We start from the raw sequence: 18,704 nt of genomic DNA on the forward strand, positions 1-18,704 counted from the left end.
AAATGGAGAGATCCGCGACCGGGATCGGTCACGGATCAGCGATGTGGGAGAGGCTCTGGTCGATGTGGGGTGTCGGGTGGAGCGGTGATCGGGCGGCCCTGCCGCTGCATGCGGCGGGGCCGTCGGCTGGGTTGGTCAGGCGAGGCGGGGCGTGCGGGTGAACCGCGTGGTGAAGGTGTCGGCGCTGACCACCAGGTCCAGCCACTGGTAGCCGAAAGCGTGGGCGCCGCGCAGTTCCTCGATCAGCGCACCGGGTCGCTCGGTGAGGTGCAGGTGCTCGACGAAGTCGTCGCCGCCGAGGTCGAGGTCGCTGCGGTGCCCGTCGAGGCGGGGGTTCCAGCCGTAGGCGTAGACGGTGAGGTTCGCGCCGGGCCGGTTTGGGTCGGTCAGTCGGGGAAGGCCGTTGGACATCAGGTACACGCCGTCGTCGTGGACCCACTCCAACGCCCCCGCACAGGGGATGCCGTCCTCTGTCTCGGTGAGGCTGGCGACGTGCTCGCCGGCGGCGACGGCGTGTTCGGCCAGCCGCAGCGTCTCGGTCAGGTCGAAGTACAGGTGCAGTGCCATGAGGGACTCCTGTGTCGGTTTCGGTGGTCAGGGTTGGGTGGTGCCGAGGTGGGCGCCGAGGCGCGGTCCTTGCTGCACGGCGGCGATGGCACCGGGGAGTTGGCGGCGTTGCCAGCCGTGCAGCGCGGTGGCCAGGTCGGCGCCCCACCGGTGGTGCTGTGTCAGGGCGGTGGTGAGGGCGGCGGCCTGCTCGATGCCGTTGTTGGCGCCTCTGCCGGTGTGTGGGCGGACGGGGGCGAGGGCGTCGCCGATCAGCACCGCCCAGCCGGCGCCGACGGGCCAGGCCATGCGGGTGGGTGCGTCGATGTCCATCACCGGCGCGGCCATCCGTTGGGTGGTGGCGTGCACGGTCGCGGCGTGCGGCGCGGGTAGAACGAGGGCGGCATGGGCGTCGACCAGGGCGCGGGCGATGTCGGAGGCGTGGTGGGGCAGGGCGAACGTGCGCCGCTGCGGTGGCGCGCCGAAGCAGCGGGTGTAGTCGGCGGCGCTGCAGGTGAGGTACAGCGTCCAGTCGAGGCCGTCAGGAATCGGGGCGACGGTGTACTGGCAGCCGGGTCCGGGTTCCAGGCGCAGGAAGTCCCGCACCGGCGCAAGCCCGCTGGCGGCGTGTCCGCGGTGGGCGACGTAGCCGGCGTAGTGAAGCCGGCGCCCGGAGTCGAGCAGCCGGCGCCCTGTGGAGGCGCGGCCGTCGACGAACACCACCAGGTCCGCGGCCGCGTAGGTGCCGTCGGCGAACACCAGGTGCGGGCGCCCGCCGCGCTCCGCGAGGCCGGTGACGCGCCGCCCGGCCTGCAGGACGCCGCCGGGTAGGCGGCGGGTCAGGGCGTGGTGCAGCAGCGTCCAGGTGGTGTTGCGCCCCGGATACAGGTGCCGGGCGGTGTGGATGGGCTGCCGGTGGCGGACGGTGATTTCCAGGACGGTCTCGGAGGGATGCGCGACGACCTCGTCCTGGTCGATGCCGAGACGGTCGAGGACGTCCAGGGCGGGGTGTTCCAGGCCGATCAGCCCGCCGCCACGGGGCGCGGCGGAGTGGGCTGCCTCGTAGACGGTGACCTGGAAGCCGGCGTGCAGCAGGAGCAGGGCGGTGGTGGCGCCGGTCAGGGAGCCACCGACCACCGCGATGCGTGGTCGCGGCGGCGTCCCGACTGATCGGGCGGGGACGGGCCTCGGTGGGTTGGCGGGAGGGGTGTGCGGCTGCGTCATCCGGGTTTCCTTCCGATGAGGGGGAAGCCCGGGCACGGCCGTACGGCCGTGCCCGGGCGGGTGCGCGTGGTGCGCGAGGCCGGGCATCGGCCGTGATGGGTGTGGTTCAGGTCAGGTCAGCGCCCACGGGCGGCCTGGTCGGCGCGCCTCGTGGTGGGCGTGACGGGAGCGGAGGTGCGGGACAGGTTCACCGTGAGGGGCCGCTCAGGTGCTGATGCGGGTTCGCGGCGGGGTGTGGCGGCTGCCAGACCGCTCAGGTACCGGGATGCAGCATCCGCGCCAGCGAGCGCAGCAGGTCGAGGACCTCGCTGGCGCCGGCCTGCGGCTCCTCGTCGACGGCGATGAGCCCTTCGGGTTGGTCGCGGAAGCGGGTGAGGACGTAGGCGGTGCCGTCGGCGTCCACAGCCTCGACGTAGCGGACCATTTGAGGCGGGTCCACGGCGTCGGTGACGGCGGCGTGCATGAACACCCAGGCCACGATGCGGACTGGACCGGTGGCCGTGACGAGGTTGGCCTGCACGACCGGGTTGTGCAGCTCGGCGGCGGCGTGACGCAGCACCGCGACGGCGTCGTCGATGTTCGCCTCGTCGGCTGCCGCGGTAGGCGCGGTGGCGACGCTGACGTGCCGGGCGGTCGGGTCGGGATGCCCGGGGACCGGGGCTTCCCGCAGCACCGCCAGCACGGTCGGACGGCCACGGATAGGCGCGGTCAGCGTGCTGGTCCATGCCACGCAGGCAGTACGAGATGGCTTGTTGTCGTGGGGTGAACACTTTGTCTCCAATCGTGGTGACGAGACCACTGGACTTGTGGGTCATCTGGGAGGCGTAGGCGTTGGTGAGGTGGGCCGCGACTCCGCATGGCGGGTCGCGGCCGGCGCCGCACAGTGGCGCTGTCTGGTGTCGTTGTCATCGGCGTCGGGTGGTGGGGCGCAGTTTGGCGGCGTATCGACGGGCGCAAGCGGTGACCGACGGGACCGGCGCAGCGATCAGGTTGAGCAGCCGCCCGCGGTCGGCGTTGGCAGCCGCAGCGGGCATCCGATGGGTTACGCCTGTTCGAGTGCAGTGACGGCGGCGTCGGCGATCGCGTCGACGGCCGCAACGGGGTCGTCGACGAGCAGGGTGGTGGTGTGGCCGAAGGTGTGTCCGCTGAGGTCGGCGGGGCGTAGCCACAGCACCGCGCAGCCGGATTGGTGCAGGGTGGTGATCAGCCGTTGCGCGGGTTCGATGTCGGGCAGGTCGCCGTCGGAGACGACGGCGAGCATCCGCAGCCGTCCGGGTTGGCGCAGGTGCAGCAGTTGGTCGGCGAGTTTGACCGCGTCGCCGAACGCGGTGGTGCCGCCGACCGCCGGCATGTCCAGGACGTGGGTGGGGTGCTGACGGGGCGGCACGAGCAGCGTTGCGCTGCTCCCGAAGCCGATCATGGTGGTGATGGCGTGGTTGGTGCGGGCGGCCTGAGCGAGTATCCAGCCGGCCGAGGACATCGGCGCCGCGTAGGAGTGCATCGAAAAGGACGTGTCGACGAGTACGGCCAGGTGCAGGGTGGGCTTCGGTGGCGGGATCTGGGAGCGGCGCTGCCAGGGTGTGGCGGTGGGCAAGCTGCCGGCGGCAATCTGCGCTTTCGCGGTGATGGCGTGGCGGGTGCGCAGCCGCCCGGGCGGGATCGGACTGGGTCGGCTGTCGGGCTCGGGTACGTGAGTGCGGGCTCGGCGCAGCCTGGCGGCGAGGTGGCGGGCCGCGGTCCGCTCCGTGTCGGTGGGGTCGCGGCGCGTCCACCACGCGGGCGCACCGTGCTGGGACTGGATCTGCTGGGCGGCGTACTCCGCCGGTGTGACGCCAGTAGCGTGCGCGAGGTAGTCGGCCAGGGCCTGGGCGAGCTGGCCGGCGAACGCGCCGGGGTCCGGCTGCGGCGGTTCCGGCCGCTGGTGCGGGTCGATGCCGAGGATGCGGCACCACCGCCAAGCCAGGTCGATCATCGCGGTGGCGTCGGTGTCTTCGACGGTGTGCGCCTCGCGCCACACGTCACGCAGCTGCCGCAGTGTCTTGCGGCCGAGGACCGCGGTGACGGCGGCCCGGACGCCCTTGATGTCTTTGGCGGTGATGATGCGCGCGTCCACGCGGGCCAGGAGCAGGCCGGCGAGGTGGGCGGCGTGCCAGGCGTCGTCGACCGGCGCGTCACCGGGGTCGAGCAGGGCGGTGACGGTGTGGCGCAGCCACCGGCGGTCGCCGCGGCGCCTGCCGCGCTGCCGGTTCTCGGCGCGGGATTCCTCGAGCAGGTCGGCGACGGCGGCCACGACCGGCGGCGTTCCGACGGGTGCTGTCCACAGGCTGTGGGCGGCGTGCGCGGCTTCGTGCACGAGCAGCCCGTAGGCGGTCGGCACCAGCCGCTTGTGGCCGGCCTTGTGCGGGTCGGCGACATCGGGTGCGCCGATGTGGGTGGCGTCGACCTCGACGCGGCGGGCGTGCGGGTAGAAGCAGGCCGGGGCGCCGCCGCCCGCACCGGGGGCGACGGTGACGCTCAGGTCGTGCCGGCCGGTCAGGGTGGGGATGTGCCGGGTCCAGGCGTCGCTCCACGCGTGCCAGTCCGGGGCGCTGGCCGCCGTGGTGCCGGAGCCGGCACTGCGGTGGCTGGAGGGATGCGGCATCGGGTTGTTCTTCCTTTCGAGAGGGGGGTTAGCGCTGTTTGCCGAGGGTCAGTGGGGTGATGTCCGCGCCGAACTGCTGCTTGAGGGCGGCCAGGACCTGCTCGCGGTCCTCGAGTGGGGCACGGCCGACCAGGTTCGCCACCGCCGCGGCGGAGCCGAGGGTTTTGCTGACGCGGGTGAAGCCGAGTAGTTCGCGTAGCTGCGGCGCCCAGCTGACCCGCCCGGCGGCGAGGTCGGTGTTCAGCGCGATGGCGGCCTCGACGGCGGGTCTCGGGACGCCGAGGTGGCGGGCGAGGTCCCAGTCGGTGGTGACCTCGATGTGCACGTCGAAGCGCGACGCGAGCGCCTCGGTGAGGATCGCCCCGTGCACGCCCGGGTTGTGCCCGGCGATCACATAGAACCCGTCGGCGGCTTCGACGCGTTCGTTGCGGTAGCCGGGGATCGTGATGACGCGGCGGCCGTCCATCGCCGGGTAGAGCACGGCGAGGACCTTCGGTGTGATGAGGGTGGCGTCGTCGACCAGCAGCGCCCTGCCTTCGCGCATCGCCACGACGAGGGGGCCGTAGACGAACTCGAACCCGCCGTCGGGCAGGGGGATGAAGTTGCCGAGGAAGTCCTCCACGACGGTGTCGCCTGTTCCGGCGACGGTGAGCAGGTCACCGAAGGCGGCCTCGACGAGGGCGGTTTTGCCGGTGCCGGGTGGGCCGTAGAGCAGCACGGGGATGCGCTTGTCGCGCAGCCGTCGCAGCACGTCCACGTCGGTGGCCCCGGCCAGCCTGCGCGGGAAGTACAGGTCGCCGTTCGGGCGCGGCACCGGTTGGCGCCGGGTGGAGCGGGTGCCGCCGGTGCCGGGAGCACGCGGGGCGGGCGGGGGCATCGTCCCGGCGGCGTCGATCCCGGCCTGCGTGATCTGGTACCGGTGCGGGCCGGTCAGGTGCGTGGCGTAACCGGCCTTGGCCATCTTCTTCAGCACCTCGGAGACCGCGCCGGTCGAGGGGACAGCCAGCGCTTTCGTGATCTCTCCGACCGTGAGCAGCCGATCGGGGTGAGCGGCGAGGTGCGAGGCGACCTTGTGGTACAGGTAGCCGGGGCGCCTGCCATCGGCCGCGGTCGGCGTGGTGGCAGGTGCGGTGGTGGGGTCCATGCGGGTCCTCCTGACGTCAGGGATGGGCCCGCGCACCCGTCTCCGGGTGCGCGGGCAGGAACGAAGTCCGCGCAGCGGAGACAGGAACAGTCAGAGCGGCGTTACGGCAGGGCGCCGGGTGTCATCGGTCGCGAGCCAGGTGCGCCAGCCGGGTCAGTCCGGCCGCGATCCGGGATCCGGCGACCCGCGGTGGCGCCGCTGCCCATGCCTCGACGGTCGTGGTGCTGGCCCCTCGGACTCGCATGACCCGGTAAGTGCGCAGGTCGATGTCGACGGCCGCGACGACGCGGGTCTCGACGCGGGCGGTCGCGGGGGCTTGGGCGAGGTCGCCGTGCCGGTAGCCGGACGTGACCTGGCCGGCCCACGCTTCGAAGACCATGGCGAAGCCGATGCACCGACGTCCGTTCTGGTGCAGCCAGGCGCGCAGCGTGTCGCGCATCGGGGCGCTGCCCATGGTCGTGACCAGGTGGTGCAGGACCACCGCTGGTGGGAGGTTCTCGTCGCCGCCGGCACGGCTCGGGTCGTGCCAGACGCTCGACTCGACCAGGTCGGCGTCGACATGGACGCGGTGCGGGTCGGCGGACATTGGCCGGTCGAACAGGCCGATCAGCTCAGGCGACAGGTCCCAGCCGTGCTGCTCGTGCAGCGCTTCGACGTCGGTGAGCGTGCGGGTGAGCGCGTCCTGAGTACGTGGATGAAGCATCAGGCCTCCTTGAGAGATTTCAGGGGTGTGGCTGCTGCCGGTTCGCGGCAGCCGGTCGTGGTGTGCGTGATCTCGCCGTGCAAGGGCTGCTGAGGCGGGTTGCCTGCAGGGCAGCCGCCGGCGAGGGTCTTCCAGCGGTAGGGCTGCCCGGCGGCATGACGGATCCCCGGGTGGCGGCCGTGCGGCCGTACCCGGGGAGCTCGGGTGGTGCGGGAAGGTCTTCCTCATGTGGCCCTGTGACCGGGGGGCGACAAGCCACAGCGGAGGGGGTTAGTCCCTGTCGCTCCGCTGCGCGAGGCGGCCCTAATGGGGAGGAAGTAGGTCTACTTCCGAGTTAGGCGTGTCCGACGACGCGGTCGCAGCGTCGGGGGTCGACGGGCAGCCAGGACAGTCCCCAGCCGATGCGGTAGCGCCCGGCGGTGGGTTCGACGAGGTGGACGCCGCCGCCGAGGGACAGCGGGCGGGCGATGGTGAGAACCTCTCCGTCGAAGCTGGCCGTGCGCCAGTCCCCGCCCACGTACTCGGCCATCTCGTCGAGGGTCTGGGCGAGGGCGGCGACCGCCTGTGCGTCGATGCTGAGTTCGAAGGTGCCGTTCCACCGGCCGATCACCGTGGCGGTGTAGCCCTGGTAGTAGCGGTGGGATCCGCGCGTCGGTTCGTAGCGCAGCCAGGACCCGGAGAAGACCGCAGTATCGCCCCGCCGCAGGTGCTGGTCAGGAGTGGGCATCGACGACCGCCACCGACCAGTCGGCCGGTGTGAACCGGGCGTGGCGTTGCCGTGGGCGGCCTGGATGCCGCCACGGCGGGGACCAGTCGGCCGGGGTGGGCCTGCGCCGTGATGACGCCAGGGTGGGGTCGGGGTTGCGTCGTCCGGCCACTAGGTCGGCGAAGACCGACCGCAGGCGTGGTGGGACCGCGCCGGTGTCGGTGCCGGTGAGGATCGCCTCGTCGACGCCGAGCCACACCACGCCGGCCAGGTCGACCCACGCCGATGGTGTGCGGCCCGGCGGGAACCGCCAGCCGGGGTGCAGCAGCCTCGGCAGCCCCACGATGTCGCCGGGGTACCGTGCCCAGTCGGTGTAGCTGAAGGGCAGCACGGTGCCGGGCCGACGGCCGGCCGCTACGGCGTCAGCGCATGCGGGGCACTCGACATCCTGGACCCGGGTGGTGGCGCCGCACGTCTGGCAGGTGTGCCAGTTGCGAGGCTCGATGTCGGGCTTGTAGTCGGTGCTCCACGCTCCGGTTACCTGCCCGCCGAGCCGGTAGGCGTCGATGAGGCCCGCGTGCAACAGGGGACGCATCGGCTTGATCAGGTGCGCGTCAACGGTTGCCACGCTCGCGGAGGCGCGGACGAGGACCGCGAAGAGACGGTGTCCCATCAGCGCGTCCCCCGACCCGTCTGCTGCTCGTGGGTGGCCTTGCCCTGATGGGCGTCGGCCGGGCGGCCGGCGCGGGTGGCGGGGCCACGCCGGCGGGCGGTGGGGCGCGGGAGGCGGCGTCCTGCCGCGACGTACGGGGCGAGTGCCTCGCGCATCCGCTGTTGGTTGCTCGGGGACAGGTCGATCTCGTACTCCACGCCGTCCAGGGCGAAGCGGTAGGTCCGTACGTTGTCGGTGCTGTGGTCCAGGTCGTCGGTGACCACCACGATGGTTCTGGTTGCCATCAGCCTGCTCTCCTTATCTTGGACATGGCGAAGCCCCGACGCGGGCAGACGGCGTCGGGGCTGGTGTGAACGGGTGCCGGCGTGCAACGAGGTGGGCGCCGCGCCGGAGCCGGGGGTGCCGCTAACCGGCGGTGTAGGCGGCCTCGCCGTCGGCGTCGGTCACGCGGATGATCGACAGCGGCGCCGCGGGGATGAGGTCCTTGCGGTGGACGTTGGGCCACTGGTAGCCGTCGCCGCCCAGGCGGGCGACGGTGTACCGGGGATCGAGGAATCCGTCGACCACGACGTACAGGTACCGGCCCATCTCCGCAGCCAAGGCCGATGCGACGGTGACGATCTCGCCTGGCTGCAACGACCGCTGGTTCTCCTCCGACAGATGGTCAGTCATCGGTCACGTCCTTGCCCCGGAGGCCCTGGTCGGCATCGGCAGGTGGGGCGGGGGTGGTGCCGGCGATGCGGTCACAGTCGTAGGGATCCACGAGGGTCCAGGTCCACGACCGGCCCATCACGATGTATCGGCCGTCGGTGTCCGGGCCGATCCGCTCGATCGCGTCCGGGTCATCCTGCACGCGGGTCTCGTCGGCGACGATGACATCGCCGTCGAAGAACATCCGCCCGACGGACTGGTCCGTCCTGCGGTCCAGGTCCGCCTCGGGGCAACCGGCCTCGGCCAGGGACTGGCGGAAGCGGTCGCGGACAGCCTGCTGGTCGGCGACGATCGCCTCGGCGACGTCGCGGGTGCAGGTGAACACCGCCCACCCGTTCCACCGGTCGACCAGGGTGCCGACGAACCCGACCGGGACCCGCATCTGCCCGTCGGCGTTGGGCTGCCACGCCCAGTCGCCGGCGAACACCCCCGGCCCGCCCAGGCGCACCCGGTCAGGACGCAGGTGGGTGAGGTCCCGGTCGTCGCCGTCCGGGTGCAGGAGCATGCGGCACTGGCGGGCCGCCTCGGCGTTCGCGGCGTCGTCGTAGCCGTCGCACCACGCCCACCGCGCCTGGTCGCACTGCCGCGCGGTCAGATGCTCCCAGGGCGGCGCGTCGGTCGGGGCGTGCTCGGCGTACCGGTCGGCGTCCTCGGCGAGGTGGTAGCGGTCGGCGGCCGGCAGCCCGTCGAGGACCGCCGGGTCGACGTCCTCGACACCGTTCAAGACCTGTCGCGCGACGGCGCTGACGTCGCCCCGTGCGCGGCCTCCCAGACTGTGCTGCGCCCACCAGCCGGCGGCATCGCGCCCGGCATCCGCCCCCGCGGCACGTAACGCGTCCAAGACCCGCTGCCACCCGTCAGCGGTTACCGGGGCGGGCAGGATCCGGACCCGGTCGCCCTCGGCGAGCAGAAGCGACAGGCGGGAACCGCTGTCCCAGGCCACATCGAGAACCTGGCCCTGCGGGTCGTAGCGGCGCACGGTGCCTTCGTCGCCGGGGCGCAGGAGAGTGTGCGGGTCGGTGGTGTGTTCCAGGGCTACGCGGTCGCCGGGCTGGTAGGTCACTGGTTCTCTCCCTTCCCCGGGGTGGGCAGGAGCCACCACGACCAGTCAGGCACGGCGACGTCGAGCAGGAGCAGCCCGTCGGCGTCGCGGCGCAGCCGGTGCGGACCCCGACGGTCGGGCCACACCAGGTCGAACTCGACCCCCACTCGGCGCAGCCACGGCTCACGCCGTGCGGCCTGCTCCTCGGTGGGGGCGGTGGCAGCGCAGATGGCCTGCGCGGTGGCATCGGTGAACCGCCATACCGGCGCGTTGTGGGGGTGCCGGGCGAGGCAGATCTCGGCGGCCAATCCGGTGCGCGCGTCTGGCAGCCACAGGTGCGCCGGCTGCCAGTGGTGCCCGTGCAGGGTGTAGCCGCCGCAACCCAGCACCGGTTCGGCGGCGTCGGGGTCGAGCGGGGCGGTGCTGTGCCGCAGCCACCGGCCGCGGCGGGTCGCCTCGTACACCTGCACCGATTCGGTGGCGACATCGACCAGGTACATGCGCTCCAGCCGCTCGTCGACTGGTGCGTCAAGCCGCTCGCGGCGGATGCCGTCCAGCGGGGCGGTGTCACTGACATCAGCCACCGGATGGGTTACGCCGGCCCGGTCGGGACGGCCAGCCGCGGGGTGCGGCCACGCCCAGTCGTGTCGCAGCACGTGTCGGCCAGAGCCTTGGTGTTGCCGTTGAGGGTGTACTGCCAGACGAGCCGCAGCAGCGGGATCACCGCCTGAGGGTGGCTGTCCGGGTGCAGCAGCCGAGCGGCGTAAGCGCCCTCGAGGGCGGTGACGCCGATCAGGGTTAAACGATTCACGACGGTCCTCCGTTGAAGATGGATGACGCCGCCCGGCTGGCCGGACGGCGTGAAGGGTGTGATGGGTGGGGCAGCGCCACAACAGGCGGGTGCCGCCCCGGAGCGTCCAGCCGACGTCGACCTGGTCGGCTGGCGCGCGGCGGCGGTGAGGAAGCGGCGTGGCCGCGTGCTGCCGGTGTCGCTCACCGCAGTGCGGGGATGGTGGTCAATCCGCGCAGCCTTGGATGCAGCCGTCCGGGCTGCACTGCAGGCCCTCGGCCATCCGGGCCAGCATCTGCCGGTCTCCGGGATCGTCGAGGAGGTCGGTGATCGGCCAGCCGAGGCCGGAAGCGAACACGCTCACCTTCGGCGCCCCGTACATGGGGTAGCCGGCGGCGTCCATCGCGGCGGCGACGTCGTCGCGGCCGAGCAGCCACGCTAGCTCCGCGAGCTTGGTGACCGAGCGGCTCGCCGAGCCACTGCGGTGGTCGAGGATCTTGCCGATCGCGAACTCGAGGTACCAGCGGGCGTAGTTCTCGGTGTCGCTGTGCTCGCTCCACCGCTGCTGGTCCCACTGCGCCGCGGTCGTTGCGGGGAAGAGGAACTGCTGGGCGTGTTCGAAGTCCAGCGCCTCCATGAGGACCTCTTGGGCGAATCCGAGCAGGTCGTCGTCGCTGGCGCGGATCGCGTGGATCCGCGCGGCGATGTCCTGCGGCGATCGCATCGTCATGGCAGGTACTCCTTCAGTAGTTGGTTGGTGTGTCGTGGATTTGTTGGCTGCTGACGCGGTGCGCGTCGGGCATGCTGGTGACCCGAATGGGGATGGGGTGTGGACGTGCATCGGGCGCTGCTGGCGTACGGCTACGACGGCGAGTTCGACGTCGATGAGGCGCGGGCGCTGCTGCTCACGGCCGCCCAGTTGGAGGGTCGGCTGCACCAGGCCAGCGCGGACGGGCTGCTCGACGGCCCGGACGCCCGCGACCCGCAGTACCAGCTGTCCCTGCTCGGCCTGCACGTCGAGCGGTGGGGCGACGGGCACAGCGACCAGGCAGTGATCGCCTGCCGAGTCGACATCGCCGAGCTGGACGACCTCGTCGGCCTCGACCTCGCCGATCCGGTCGCCGACGGCGAGCGCGAGAGGCTGAACTGGGCGATGAAGACCCTCGGTCTGCCCGCTGACGACGAGCCGGGGTGGATGCTGGCCGTGCAGGCGTGAGGCTTGCACCGGCGGCGCATCATCAGCGCTGAGCGACGATCCGCCGGACGGCAGCCAGTTGACTGGCCCACGCGGACAACTTGCTGATCTTGACGACGTCGCCGCTGTGCGGGGCCTGCACGATCAGTCCCTGCCCGAGGTACATGCCGACGTGGCCGGGGCGGGTGGCGCTGCCGCGGCTGCCGGCGATGAACAGCAGGTCCCCGGGCCGCAGATCCCGGTGGTCGCCGACGGCGGTGCCGGCGTGGATCTGCTCGCTGGTGGTGCGGGGGATGCCGATGCCGGCGGCCCGGTAGGCCTGTTGCATCAGCGACGAGCAGTCGCACTGGTGCCGGGCGATGCCGGAGTGCGGGGCGGTGCAGTCGCCACCGAAGGTGTAGGGCGAGCCGAGTTGCTGCAGGGCCCACCCGATGGCGGTGACCACCTGCGGCGGGGTGCCTGGTGGCAGGGTGAATCCTGCTGGCAGGGGCACCTGTTCGGCGCCGGGTTGGCCGTCGCCTGCGTCGAACAGGCACAGCGGGTTGCTCATCGCCTGTTCCAGGTCGGCGGCGACAGGCCCGGCGGGGGTGCCGCCGGTGAGGACGCGGACCAAGGCGATGGCGTCGTCTTCCCATTTGGCGTAGGCGCCGGGGTAGGCGGATCGCTGCACTGCCTGCGCGGCGTCGGTCAGCGCCATGGCCTGCCACCCGTCGACGGCCAGCAGGGCGGTGTAGAACTTCCCGGCCGCGTAGGCGGGGTCCTGCAGTTGCGCAGGAGTGCCCCATCCTTGCGAGGGGCGCTGCTGGAACAGCCCGACAGAGTCACGGTCCCCGCCGGGCAGGTTGCGCAGGGTGGATTCCTGCATCGCGGTGGCCAGGGCGACGACCCAACCCCGCGGTGGCACCTTCAGCCGCTCGCCGACGGCGACGAACGCGGCGGCGTTGCCGGTCTGCTCGCGGTCCCACCCGCCAGTGCCGGCGGCGGGCGGGGACACGGCCAGGGTGGGCAGCAGCGGCTGCCCGTCCGGGCCGACCGCCCCGTAGCAGGCGGCCGATGCGGTGCCACCGCCGGTGAACAGGGCGCCGATCCCGCCCGCGCAGAGCACCAGCACGGCGATGACTCCGGCGGCGACCGCGGCGAGGGCGCGGGCGCTCACCGCGGTGCTCCCGCCGCCACCGGCGACCCGCACGACTCCTGGTCCGGACCGCTGCTGGCGGGGTGCAGGCAGCTGATGAGCTGGTAGGTGGCGATGCGGGTGCCGTCGCTGGTGTGCACGCCGATGGTGGAGGTACCGGCCCCTATCAGGTACACCCATTCGACGTCGAGGTGCCCGGCGTGGCAGAGCGGGAACACGGTGACCGGCTCCGGCGCGTCGATGACGCCGTCGGTGCTGCTGGCAAGGGTCATCCCGACGCCCGGCACCGGCTGCTGACCGGCGAAGCCGGATGCGGTGGCGGCGGTGGTGTCCGGGTCGAGGTGCTCCCAGTCGTGGGCGAGGACCGCGCTGATCAGCGCGGCGGTGTCGTGGTGGGCGTGGCGGGACCAGATCGCGGCCAGGGTGGGCAGCACCACGGTGGGGTGCCCGTCGAAGAGCACGTACCGGGCGTGCACGAGGTGTGGGGCGTCGGCGCTGGTGGCGCCGATGAAGCAGGAGGTGCTCACGAGACTGGACTCCTTCAACGATGAGGCGTGCGAAAGCAGCGGGTCTGGCTGTCAGTGCTGGTGGTGCTCGTCCGGGCCCGGCCGGGTGGCGGGCGTGGCGCGCCAGCCGAAGATCGGGTCGGTGGTCTCGGCAGATCCGCAGCGGTTGCAGCGCGCGGAGGTGTCCTCGCCGAAGCCGGCCATCGACGGCAGTTCGGTGAAGGTGACCTCGTCGACCGCGCCGCAGATCAGACAGCGAATCGACGCCCCGTCCGGCCCGCACGTGCCGAACACCGGCTCGTCCGGGTCGAGGCCGGTCATGACGCGCCGCCTGCGTGACCGGCCGCGGTGTAGCCGACGGTGGCGGCCAGCAGCGCGGCCAGCCCTGGGTGGGTGGCAGGGATGTCGGCCGGGTCGGGGGTGCCGTCGACCAAGACGAGGGGGTGGTCCTCGCCGCGCAGGTGGGTGAGCTGGTAGAGGCGCCCGTCGATGTCGACAGCGTCGACCCGGCGAACCTGCCGGGGTTCGCCGTCGCGGGTGTGGATGTCGTCGTAGCAGGCGGCCCAGGCCAGCAGCCGCGCGTCCGGGGCGGTCGCGCGCACCCGGGCGATCATCGTGTGGAGGATTTTCTGGTAGGGCGTGGGCGTCGCTGGGTGGCGCAGGCTGTCGGCGAGGCGGTGCAGCAGCGCGGGTAGCCCGGCCGGGTCGGTGAGCAGGTCCTCGGGGTGCAGCGGGAACTGCAGGCTGCGCATCTGGCGTCGCCGTGGGGATGCGGGGTTGAGGGGCCAGTCGTGGACGAGTAGCAGTGTCGGGGTTTGGCCCCAGCCGAGGTGTTCCGCGTCGGCGTCAGCGTCGACGAGGCCCGCGGTGAGGGTGTGGACGGCGGTGAAGGACAGCACGGGGGTCTCCCATCTCAAGGTGCAAGACGTCAAGGACCCCGCGGCCGAAGTGGCTGCGGGGTCCTTGACGTGTGAGGTTCGGGCGGGGATGGGTTCAGTGGCGCTGGCGGTCGCGGCTGCGCACCGTCGCGGTGCGGTGGGGCAGGTACTCGCGAACCCCACCGTCAGCGGTCTTGGCCTCGTACATCGCGCTGTCGGCCTGGGTCAGCAGCTGCCGCGTGCTCATGGTGGGGTGGTGGGTGTGAGTGTGGGTGTAGCCGACCGAGGCCGTCACGTGCAGGTCACCGTTGACCACCCGGATCGAGTCTGCGGCGATTGCCTGCCAGGCGGCGTTGGCCGCGGCGGCGGTGTCCTCGCGACCGCCGGTGACGAGCAGCGCGAACTCGTCGCCGGAAAGCCTCGCGGCGATTCGCATGGGGCTGGGGAGGCTGGCCAGGCGACGGCCGACCTGGTCGAGCAGGTCGTTGCCCACCTCGTGGCCGAGGGAGTCGTTGACGGTCTTGAAGTTGTTGAGGTCCAGCAGCACGACCCCGGCCGGTGTGTTGTCGGCCAGCGCGGCGCGCAGATGGGTGAGGAACAACCGCCGGTTGGGCAGGCCGGTGATGTCGTCGTGGGTTGCCACCCAGCGAGCCCTCATGAGGGCTCGCTGCTGTCGCCACAGCAGGGGGACGGCGAGGGCGAGACCGGCGAGGATTCCGCCGACGCAGGTGAGCATCTGTTGCACGATTTGCGACACTGGTATGGCTCCTTGTCTGTGAAGGAGCACCGGGGGCGGGCGAGCAGCGTCCAACTTCACGCCCGCCCCTGGGCTGCCTGACGAGTGGGTGCAGCCGGCTATTCGGCGGGGGCGAGTTGGAAGGTCGCGGGCTTGTCGACGGTCTGCACGACCTTGCCTTCGCCGACCAACTTGACCGCCGCGTTCACGACCGCGCCCGGGCGGGCCTTCAGCACACCGGTGCCGGCCTCGGCGGCGTCGATGAGCTTGCACAACTCGCCGGTCTTGTAGGCCCGGTCGGGGTGCGCTTCGAGGATGTCCAGCACCGCTGCACGCAGGGAGCCCTTGGCGCGGCGGCTATTCGCCGTCGACGGTCCCGTCGAGGCGGTTGCGTCCGGCTCGGCGTCTTGGGACGCCGCGGCACGGGGCCCGCTGTCGTCGGGGGCCGCGTCGGGTTGGTGCGCGTCGGGGTCGGGCGCGGTCGGTGCTGCCGGCGGGGCTGCCGTGGCGGCGGGTTCGGTGTCGGTGGGGTTGGCGGGCGGCTCCTCGTCGGTGGTGTCGGCCGGCTCCGGCAGGTCCTCGTCGGGGGCCTGCGCCGGCGTCACGGGTGGCGTGTCGGTGCTTGTGTCGGCGGCTGGCGGCGGGGTGCGATCGGCGCCGACGGTGGTCCGGCCGGCGTCGGTTAGGCGCCACACCGCGCGCTTGTCCTCGGTGCGCACCGGCTCGGCCTGCCCGGTGTGCTCCAGCGCGCGCAGTTTCGCGGTGGCGGTGGAGTAGCCGAGCCCGGCCTTGTCGGCGACGGCGGCGGCGGTGGCTTCACCGAGTTCCGCGAGTGCTGCCAGGACCTTGAACATGGCGTGTGGCGATACCGGTTCGGGGGCGTCGCTCATGGGCGTCTCCTTGTGTGAGGTGGGTTCGGCACTGATCCACGCTTCATCCGCTGCGCGGATCAAGTGCGATGGCCGGATCTCGGGACTCCGAGATCCGGCCAGGGGGCAGGTTGGGCGGGGTCGCCGCATCAGAACGGCGGGTCGTCGTGCGCGGCGGGCGCGGGCCGTGGTCGGCGATGGTTAGGGGCGCGCTCGCGCAGCCGTGCGGACAGGGCGGTCAGGTGCAGCCGCAGCCGATCCCGCGCGGGCATCGCGGCAACGACCGGTGAGGTGTGCCAGGGCCACCGGTAGGCGCCGATGCTGTAGTAGCCGTCCCGGTCGGGGTAGTAGCGGTCGTCGACGTCGAGCCGGATCCCCGCACCGACGTCTTCCTCCTCGAGCAGCAGTACGGTGGTGCCGTCGAAGCGCAGCAGCGGGCACTCTCCCGGCATCATGTACGCGCGCCACGGCCCGGCGAGGTCCGCGGCCATCTGCCGGACCGCCCGCGGATGGAACCGGCAGATCAGGCGGTCGTCTCCGCCCGCGACGTACCCGTCGGCGACCAGAGCGGGGTAGTCGCGGCCGTCGATCACCGATGAGGTCACCATGACCGGCCGCCACCGCGCGCCCGGTGGTGCGATGTCCGCGCGGTGGTCGAACAGTTCCACGTGTTGGGTGCCCAGCGCGCATCCGGGCACGGCGTCGGTGTCGATCGCGACCCAGGTGCGGCCGAGGGCGCGGCCGGCGCGCAGGACGTCGATCAGCCGGCGCCCGTCAGGGCCGGCGTGCCGCAGCGGCAGGTACAGGTGCTCATCCGGCTCCGCAGCCGCGTCGAGGCGCCGCCACGAGCCGCCGTAGGCGAATTGCTCGCCGTTGTGGGGGGTGTACCAGAGCGGTGCGCCGTTGGAGCGCAGTTCGCCCTTGAATCCAGAGCGGCGCAAGATCAGGGCGGGGGTGTTGTGCTCCCCGGCCGCGACTTGCGCTCGGGTGAGGCGGTGGGTGGGGCAGGCGAGGGCGTGTTCTGCCAGGGGCAGCACGTCCTCGACCCGGAACCACAGTCGTGCGGACATGGTGAAGGGACCTCCTCAGATGAAGGGGAAGGGCTGGAAGAGGAACAGGGCGGCCTGTCTCAGGCCGGGTCGGTGCGGGCGCCCCATGCCCGGGGCGCCCGGCATAGCCAATGCCCGCTGCCGCGGCCAGAGCGGCGACACCCCTGGCTCAAGGGGGCGTGGCGGGCAAGCGGTGAGCGGTTCGCCGCGATGGGGACTGCGGCGCGGGGCGCGTGCGGGTGGGCGTGGTGACCCGAGCAGGCGCAGGTGTCAGCGGATCGGAGGCGGTCTGCGGTGAGGCCGACTCGGCTGTGGTCAGGCGCGGGCTGCGGTGAGCAGGCGTCGCAGGCTCGCCGCGATGACGCTGGGATGCATCTGCGAGGTCGGGCCGTCCATAGTGACGCTCGTGGTGGCAGCGCCGCGCTTACGCACCAGCTGGTAGACGCGGCCGTCGAGGTCGTAGGCGGTCACCGCGCGTACCGGGATTCCGTCGGGGTCGGCGGGCAGTCCGAGGGCGGCGGCGGCTTGGCGGCCGTTGTCGCTGGTGTCGAGTCCCTCGCCGAGGAACGCCATGGCGACCAGGGGTCCCAGTTGCGCGCGGGTCCACTGCCTCAGTTCGAGGGCCTTGACGGTGGTCAGGGTTTCGGCGGTGGCACCAAGGCCGATCCAGTAAGGCAGTGACACGCGGGCGCCGGGCGTCGCGTGCAGCTGCCACACCGATGGGTCGATGGGCAGTTCCTCGACGTCGAGGCTTCCCACGCCGGTGTGGGCGGTGGTGTCGAACAGGCCGAGCAGCGCGGGGTGCGCATCCCAGCCCTGAGCGTCGGCTAGGGCTTCGACGGCGCTCAGCGCGGCCGTGACAGCGGCGGCGTGGTCTGGCTTCATGATGTGGCCTCCTTGGCATAGACGGGGAACAGGAGCGGTCAATGCGCCTGTGAGGAACCGGCACCGCCGGGCGGCGCGCCTCGATGTCCCCTGGGTGCAGGGATCAGGGCGCGCCGTCCGGACGGGTGTCATGCGGTGGTGTCGAGGGCGACCGTGAGGAGCCGCTGGCCGGGCTCGAGGGTGTCGAGGTGGCGCAGGGCCTGCTCGAGGTAGGTCACCCGGTGGGTGAGGGCGTCGCTGGTAGGGGCCAGCTTGCGGCCGTCGATGGTGAGCATCGCGTCGCCGACGACGGCGCTGGCGGCCCGGTAGTGCTGGTAGGCCATCTGGCCTGCCTGATACATCTCCAGTTCTCCGACGCCGGGTTGGCCGGTGCCGGGGGTGGCGGCGGCGTGCAGTCGCATGGCGTTGACGCGGGGCTGGGCGTGGAAGTCGGCCACGGCCGTGTCGTACGGGTACTTCTGCGGGTCGGTCAGGTGGCGGGTTTCGAAGGTCGGCCACGGGGTGGCCGCTCGGGTGCCGTGCACCGCCTGCTGCCACATCTGGTAGCGGATCGCGGCGCCGATGGCGGCGGCGTGACGCATGCCCTGCAGGTCGAGCAGCCGCACGGGTCCTCCCGCGCAGGAGGCGGGGCGGCCCTTGCGCAGGCCGATCATCTGGTGGCGCTGCCACAGCCGCAGCTGCGGAACTGCCCAGAACAGCGGGGTGAGGGTGCCGGTAACACCGAAGTGGGTGCGCAGTTGGTGCGCGGTGAGCGCCTCGGCGGGCAGCTCGTCGGGCAGGCAGATGACCATCGTGGCGATGGTCGGCGCCGGCGTGACGGGCGTGCGAACGACACTGCTGACCCGGGCGGGGGCCGGTGGGCGCGCGGGCGCTGCGGTGGCCTTCGCGGGGGCCTGTCGGGTGGGGGTGGCGGGCACGCGGCTGCCGTGACGGGTCAGCGGGGTGCCGTTGACAGCGGACATGGTGGGGTCCTCCTTCGGGTTGGGTGGTGCGTGTTGGGGGCGCGCGGATCTGACCGGCTCACTGGGTTCGTGGGTCGGGTCAGGTCGGCAAGGGGATGGAGATCGCGCGTGGCGCGCGGGGCGACCGGGCCATTGGGTGCGTGGCGCGGGCGGTGGTGCGGGTGGCTGGGTGCGACCGTCAGGGGGTCGCCGCGGGTGCGCGTGCCGACCGGCGTAGGCGGGTGGGCGGGGCGTACCGGGTGGTGCGGCGAGGATCCCTGGGGTGGGACCGAACCGGGTGGAGCGATATGTGGGGTGTGGTAGTGCCGA

At 72.4% G+C, this 18,704-nt stretch carries 24 protein-coding genes; 1 reads left to right on the forward strand and 23 read right to left on the reverse strand.

The window, feature by feature from the left end; genetic code table 11:
• Positions 1-135 precede the first annotated feature (135 nt).
• The 14 genes from ACN27D_RS15630 to ACN27D_RS15695 form a co-directional block, all read right to left on the reverse strand.
• A complete protein-coding gene (locus tag ACN27D_RS15630; RefSeq protein ID WP_358170921.1) occupies positions 136-567 on the reverse strand; it encodes a DUF3085 domain-containing protein in 432 nt (143 codons plus the stop codon).
• Positions 568-594: 27 nt separating this feature from the next.
• The gene (locus tag ACN27D_RS15635; RefSeq protein ID WP_358170923.1) at positions 595-1,770 is read right to left on the reverse strand and encodes an FAD-dependent monooxygenase; all 1,176 of its coding nucleotides are present in this window, start codon (positions 1,768-1,770) and stop codon (positions 595-597) included.
• Between the two features lie 253 nt (positions 1,771-2,023).
• Positions 2,024-2,500: a hypothetical protein gene (locus tag ACN27D_RS15640; protein ID WP_358170924.1), complete on the reverse strand. Its 477-nt coding sequence runs from the start codon at positions 2,498-2,500 to the stop codon at positions 2,024-2,026.
• 312 nt (positions 2,501-2,812) lie between these two features.
• Positions 2,813-4,411, reverse strand: a complete 1,599-nt coding sequence (locus ACN27D_RS15645) for a VWA domain-containing protein (protein WP_358170925.1) — start codon at positions 4,409-4,411, stop codon at positions 2,813-2,815.
• Between the two features lie 28 nt (positions 4,412-4,439).
• The gene (locus ACN27D_RS15650) at positions 4,440-5,555 is read right to left on the reverse strand and encodes an AAA family ATPase (protein ID WP_358170926.1); all 1,116 of its coding nucleotides are present in this window, start codon (positions 5,553-5,555) and stop codon (positions 4,440-4,442) included.
• 121 nt (positions 5,556-5,676) lie between these two features.
• Positions 5,677-6,258 (reverse strand): hypothetical protein, encoded by a 582-nt coding sequence (locus ACN27D_RS15655; RefSeq protein WP_358170928.1) that lies wholly within the window; start codon positions 6,256-6,258, stop codon positions 5,677-5,679.
• A 334-nt stretch (positions 6,259-6,592) separates the two neighbouring features.
• Positions 6,593-6,985 carry a hypothetical protein gene (locus ACN27D_RS15660; RefSeq protein ID WP_358170929.1) on the reverse strand — a complete coding sequence of 131 codons (393 nt, stop codon included), beginning with the start codon at positions 6,983-6,985 and terminating at the stop codon, positions 6,593-6,595.
• Positions 6,972-7,637, reverse strand: a complete 666-nt coding sequence (locus tag ACN27D_RS15665) for a hypothetical protein (RefSeq protein WP_358170930.1) — start codon at positions 7,635-7,637, stop codon at positions 6,972-6,974. The genes ACN27D_RS15660 and ACN27D_RS15665 overlap by 14 nt, the downstream gene beginning before the upstream one ends.
• Entirely contained in the window at positions 7,637-7,921 is a 285-nt protein-coding gene (locus tag ACN27D_RS15670; RefSeq protein WP_358170931.1) for a histone-like nucleoid-structuring protein Lsr2, read from the reverse strand. Before ACN27D_RS15670 ends, ACN27D_RS15665 begins: the two co-directional genes overlap by 1 nt.
• 121 nt (positions 7,922-8,042) lie before the next feature.
• Positions 8,043-8,309 carry a hypothetical protein gene (locus tag ACN27D_RS15675; protein WP_358170933.1) on the reverse strand — a complete coding sequence of 89 codons (267 nt, stop codon included), beginning with the start codon at positions 8,307-8,309 and terminating at the stop codon, positions 8,043-8,045.
• Positions 8,302-9,411, reverse strand: coding sequence for a DUF4314 domain-containing protein (locus ACN27D_RS15680; protein WP_358170934.1), 1,110 nt, complete (start codon positions 9,409-9,411; stop codon positions 8,302-8,304). The genes ACN27D_RS15675 and ACN27D_RS15680 overlap by 8 nt, the downstream gene beginning before the upstream one ends.
• Entirely contained in the window at positions 9,408-9,974 is a 567-nt protein-coding gene (locus tag ACN27D_RS15685) for a hypothetical protein (RefSeq protein ID WP_421499376.1), read from the reverse strand. Before ACN27D_RS15685 ends, ACN27D_RS15680 begins: the two co-directional genes overlap by 4 nt.
• 8 nt (positions 9,975-9,982) lie before the next feature.
• Positions 9,983-10,201, reverse strand: coding sequence for a hypothetical protein (locus ACN27D_RS15690; RefSeq protein ID WP_421499377.1), 219 nt, complete (start codon positions 10,199-10,201; stop codon positions 9,983-9,985).
• 205 nt (positions 10,202-10,406) lie between these two features.
• Positions 10,407-10,910: a hypothetical protein gene (locus ACN27D_RS15695; RefSeq protein WP_358170936.1), complete on the reverse strand. Its 504-nt coding sequence runs from the start codon at positions 10,908-10,910 to the stop codon at positions 10,407-10,409.
• A gap of 99 nt (positions 10,911-11,009) precedes the next feature.
• On the opposite strand from ACN27D_RS15695, the gene ACN27D_RS15700 reads away from it, so the two are divergent.
• Positions 11,010-11,396, forward strand: a complete 387-nt coding sequence (locus ACN27D_RS15700; RefSeq protein WP_358170938.1) for a hypothetical protein — start codon at positions 11,010-11,012, stop codon at positions 11,394-11,396.
• A 22-nt stretch (positions 11,397-11,418) separates the two neighbouring features.
• Here ACN27D_RS15700 and ACN27D_RS15705 read toward each other — a convergent pair whose 3' ends face one another.
• The 9 genes from ACN27D_RS15705 to ACN27D_RS15745 form a co-directional block, all read right to left on the reverse strand.
• The gene (locus ACN27D_RS15705; protein ID WP_421499378.1) at positions 11,419-12,531 is read right to left on the reverse strand and encodes a C40 family peptidase; all 1,113 of its coding nucleotides are present in this window, start codon (positions 12,529-12,531) and stop codon (positions 11,419-11,421) included.
• Positions 12,528-13,037 carry a hypothetical protein gene (locus tag ACN27D_RS15710; RefSeq protein ID WP_358170941.1) on the reverse strand — a complete coding sequence of 170 codons (510 nt, stop codon included), beginning with the start codon at positions 13,035-13,037 and terminating at the stop codon, positions 12,528-12,530. The genes ACN27D_RS15705 and ACN27D_RS15710 overlap by 4 nt, the downstream gene beginning before the upstream one ends.
• A gap of 51 nt (positions 13,038-13,088) precedes the next feature.
• Positions 13,089-13,337, reverse strand: coding sequence for a hypothetical protein (locus ACN27D_RS15715; RefSeq protein WP_358170943.1), 249 nt, complete (start codon positions 13,335-13,337; stop codon positions 13,089-13,091).
• On the reverse strand, positions 13,334-13,915 hold the full coding sequence (locus ACN27D_RS15720) for a hypothetical protein (RefSeq protein ID WP_358170944.1): 582 nt from the start codon (positions 13,913-13,915) through the stop codon (positions 13,334-13,336). The genes ACN27D_RS15715 and ACN27D_RS15720 overlap by 4 nt, the downstream gene beginning before the upstream one ends.
• A 94-nt stretch (positions 13,916-14,009) precedes the next feature.
• A complete protein-coding gene (locus ACN27D_RS15725) occupies positions 14,010-14,651 on the reverse strand; it encodes a GGDEF domain-containing protein (RefSeq protein ID WP_358170945.1) in 642 nt (213 codons plus the stop codon).
• A gap of 98 nt (positions 14,652-14,749) precedes the next feature.
• On the reverse strand, positions 14,750-15,520 hold the full coding sequence (locus tag ACN27D_RS15730; protein ID WP_421499379.1) for a MarR family transcriptional regulator: 771 nt from the start codon (positions 15,518-15,520) through the stop codon (positions 14,750-14,752).
• A gap of 128 nt (positions 15,521-15,648) precedes the next feature.
• Positions 15,649-16,569, reverse strand: a complete 921-nt coding sequence (locus tag ACN27D_RS15735; RefSeq protein WP_358170948.1) for a hypothetical protein — start codon at positions 16,567-16,569, stop codon at positions 15,649-15,651.
• A gap of 294 nt (positions 16,570-16,863) precedes the next feature.
• A complete protein-coding gene (locus ACN27D_RS15740; protein ID WP_358170949.1) occupies positions 16,864-17,433 on the reverse strand; it encodes a hypothetical protein in 570 nt (189 codons plus the stop codon).
• 128 nt (positions 17,434-17,561) lie between these two features.
• Entirely contained in the window at positions 17,562-18,395 is an 834-nt protein-coding gene (locus ACN27D_RS15745; protein WP_358170950.1) for a hypothetical protein, read from the reverse strand.
• Between the last annotated feature and the right edge of the window lie 309 nt (positions 18,396-18,704).

It is taken from the genome of Micromonospora sp. WMMD1274 (assembly GCF_049179035.1).
In the GTDB taxonomy this organism is placed as follows: Bacteria; Actinomycetota; Actinomycetes; order Mycobacteriales; family Micromonosporaceae; genus Micromonospora; species Micromonospora tulbaghiae.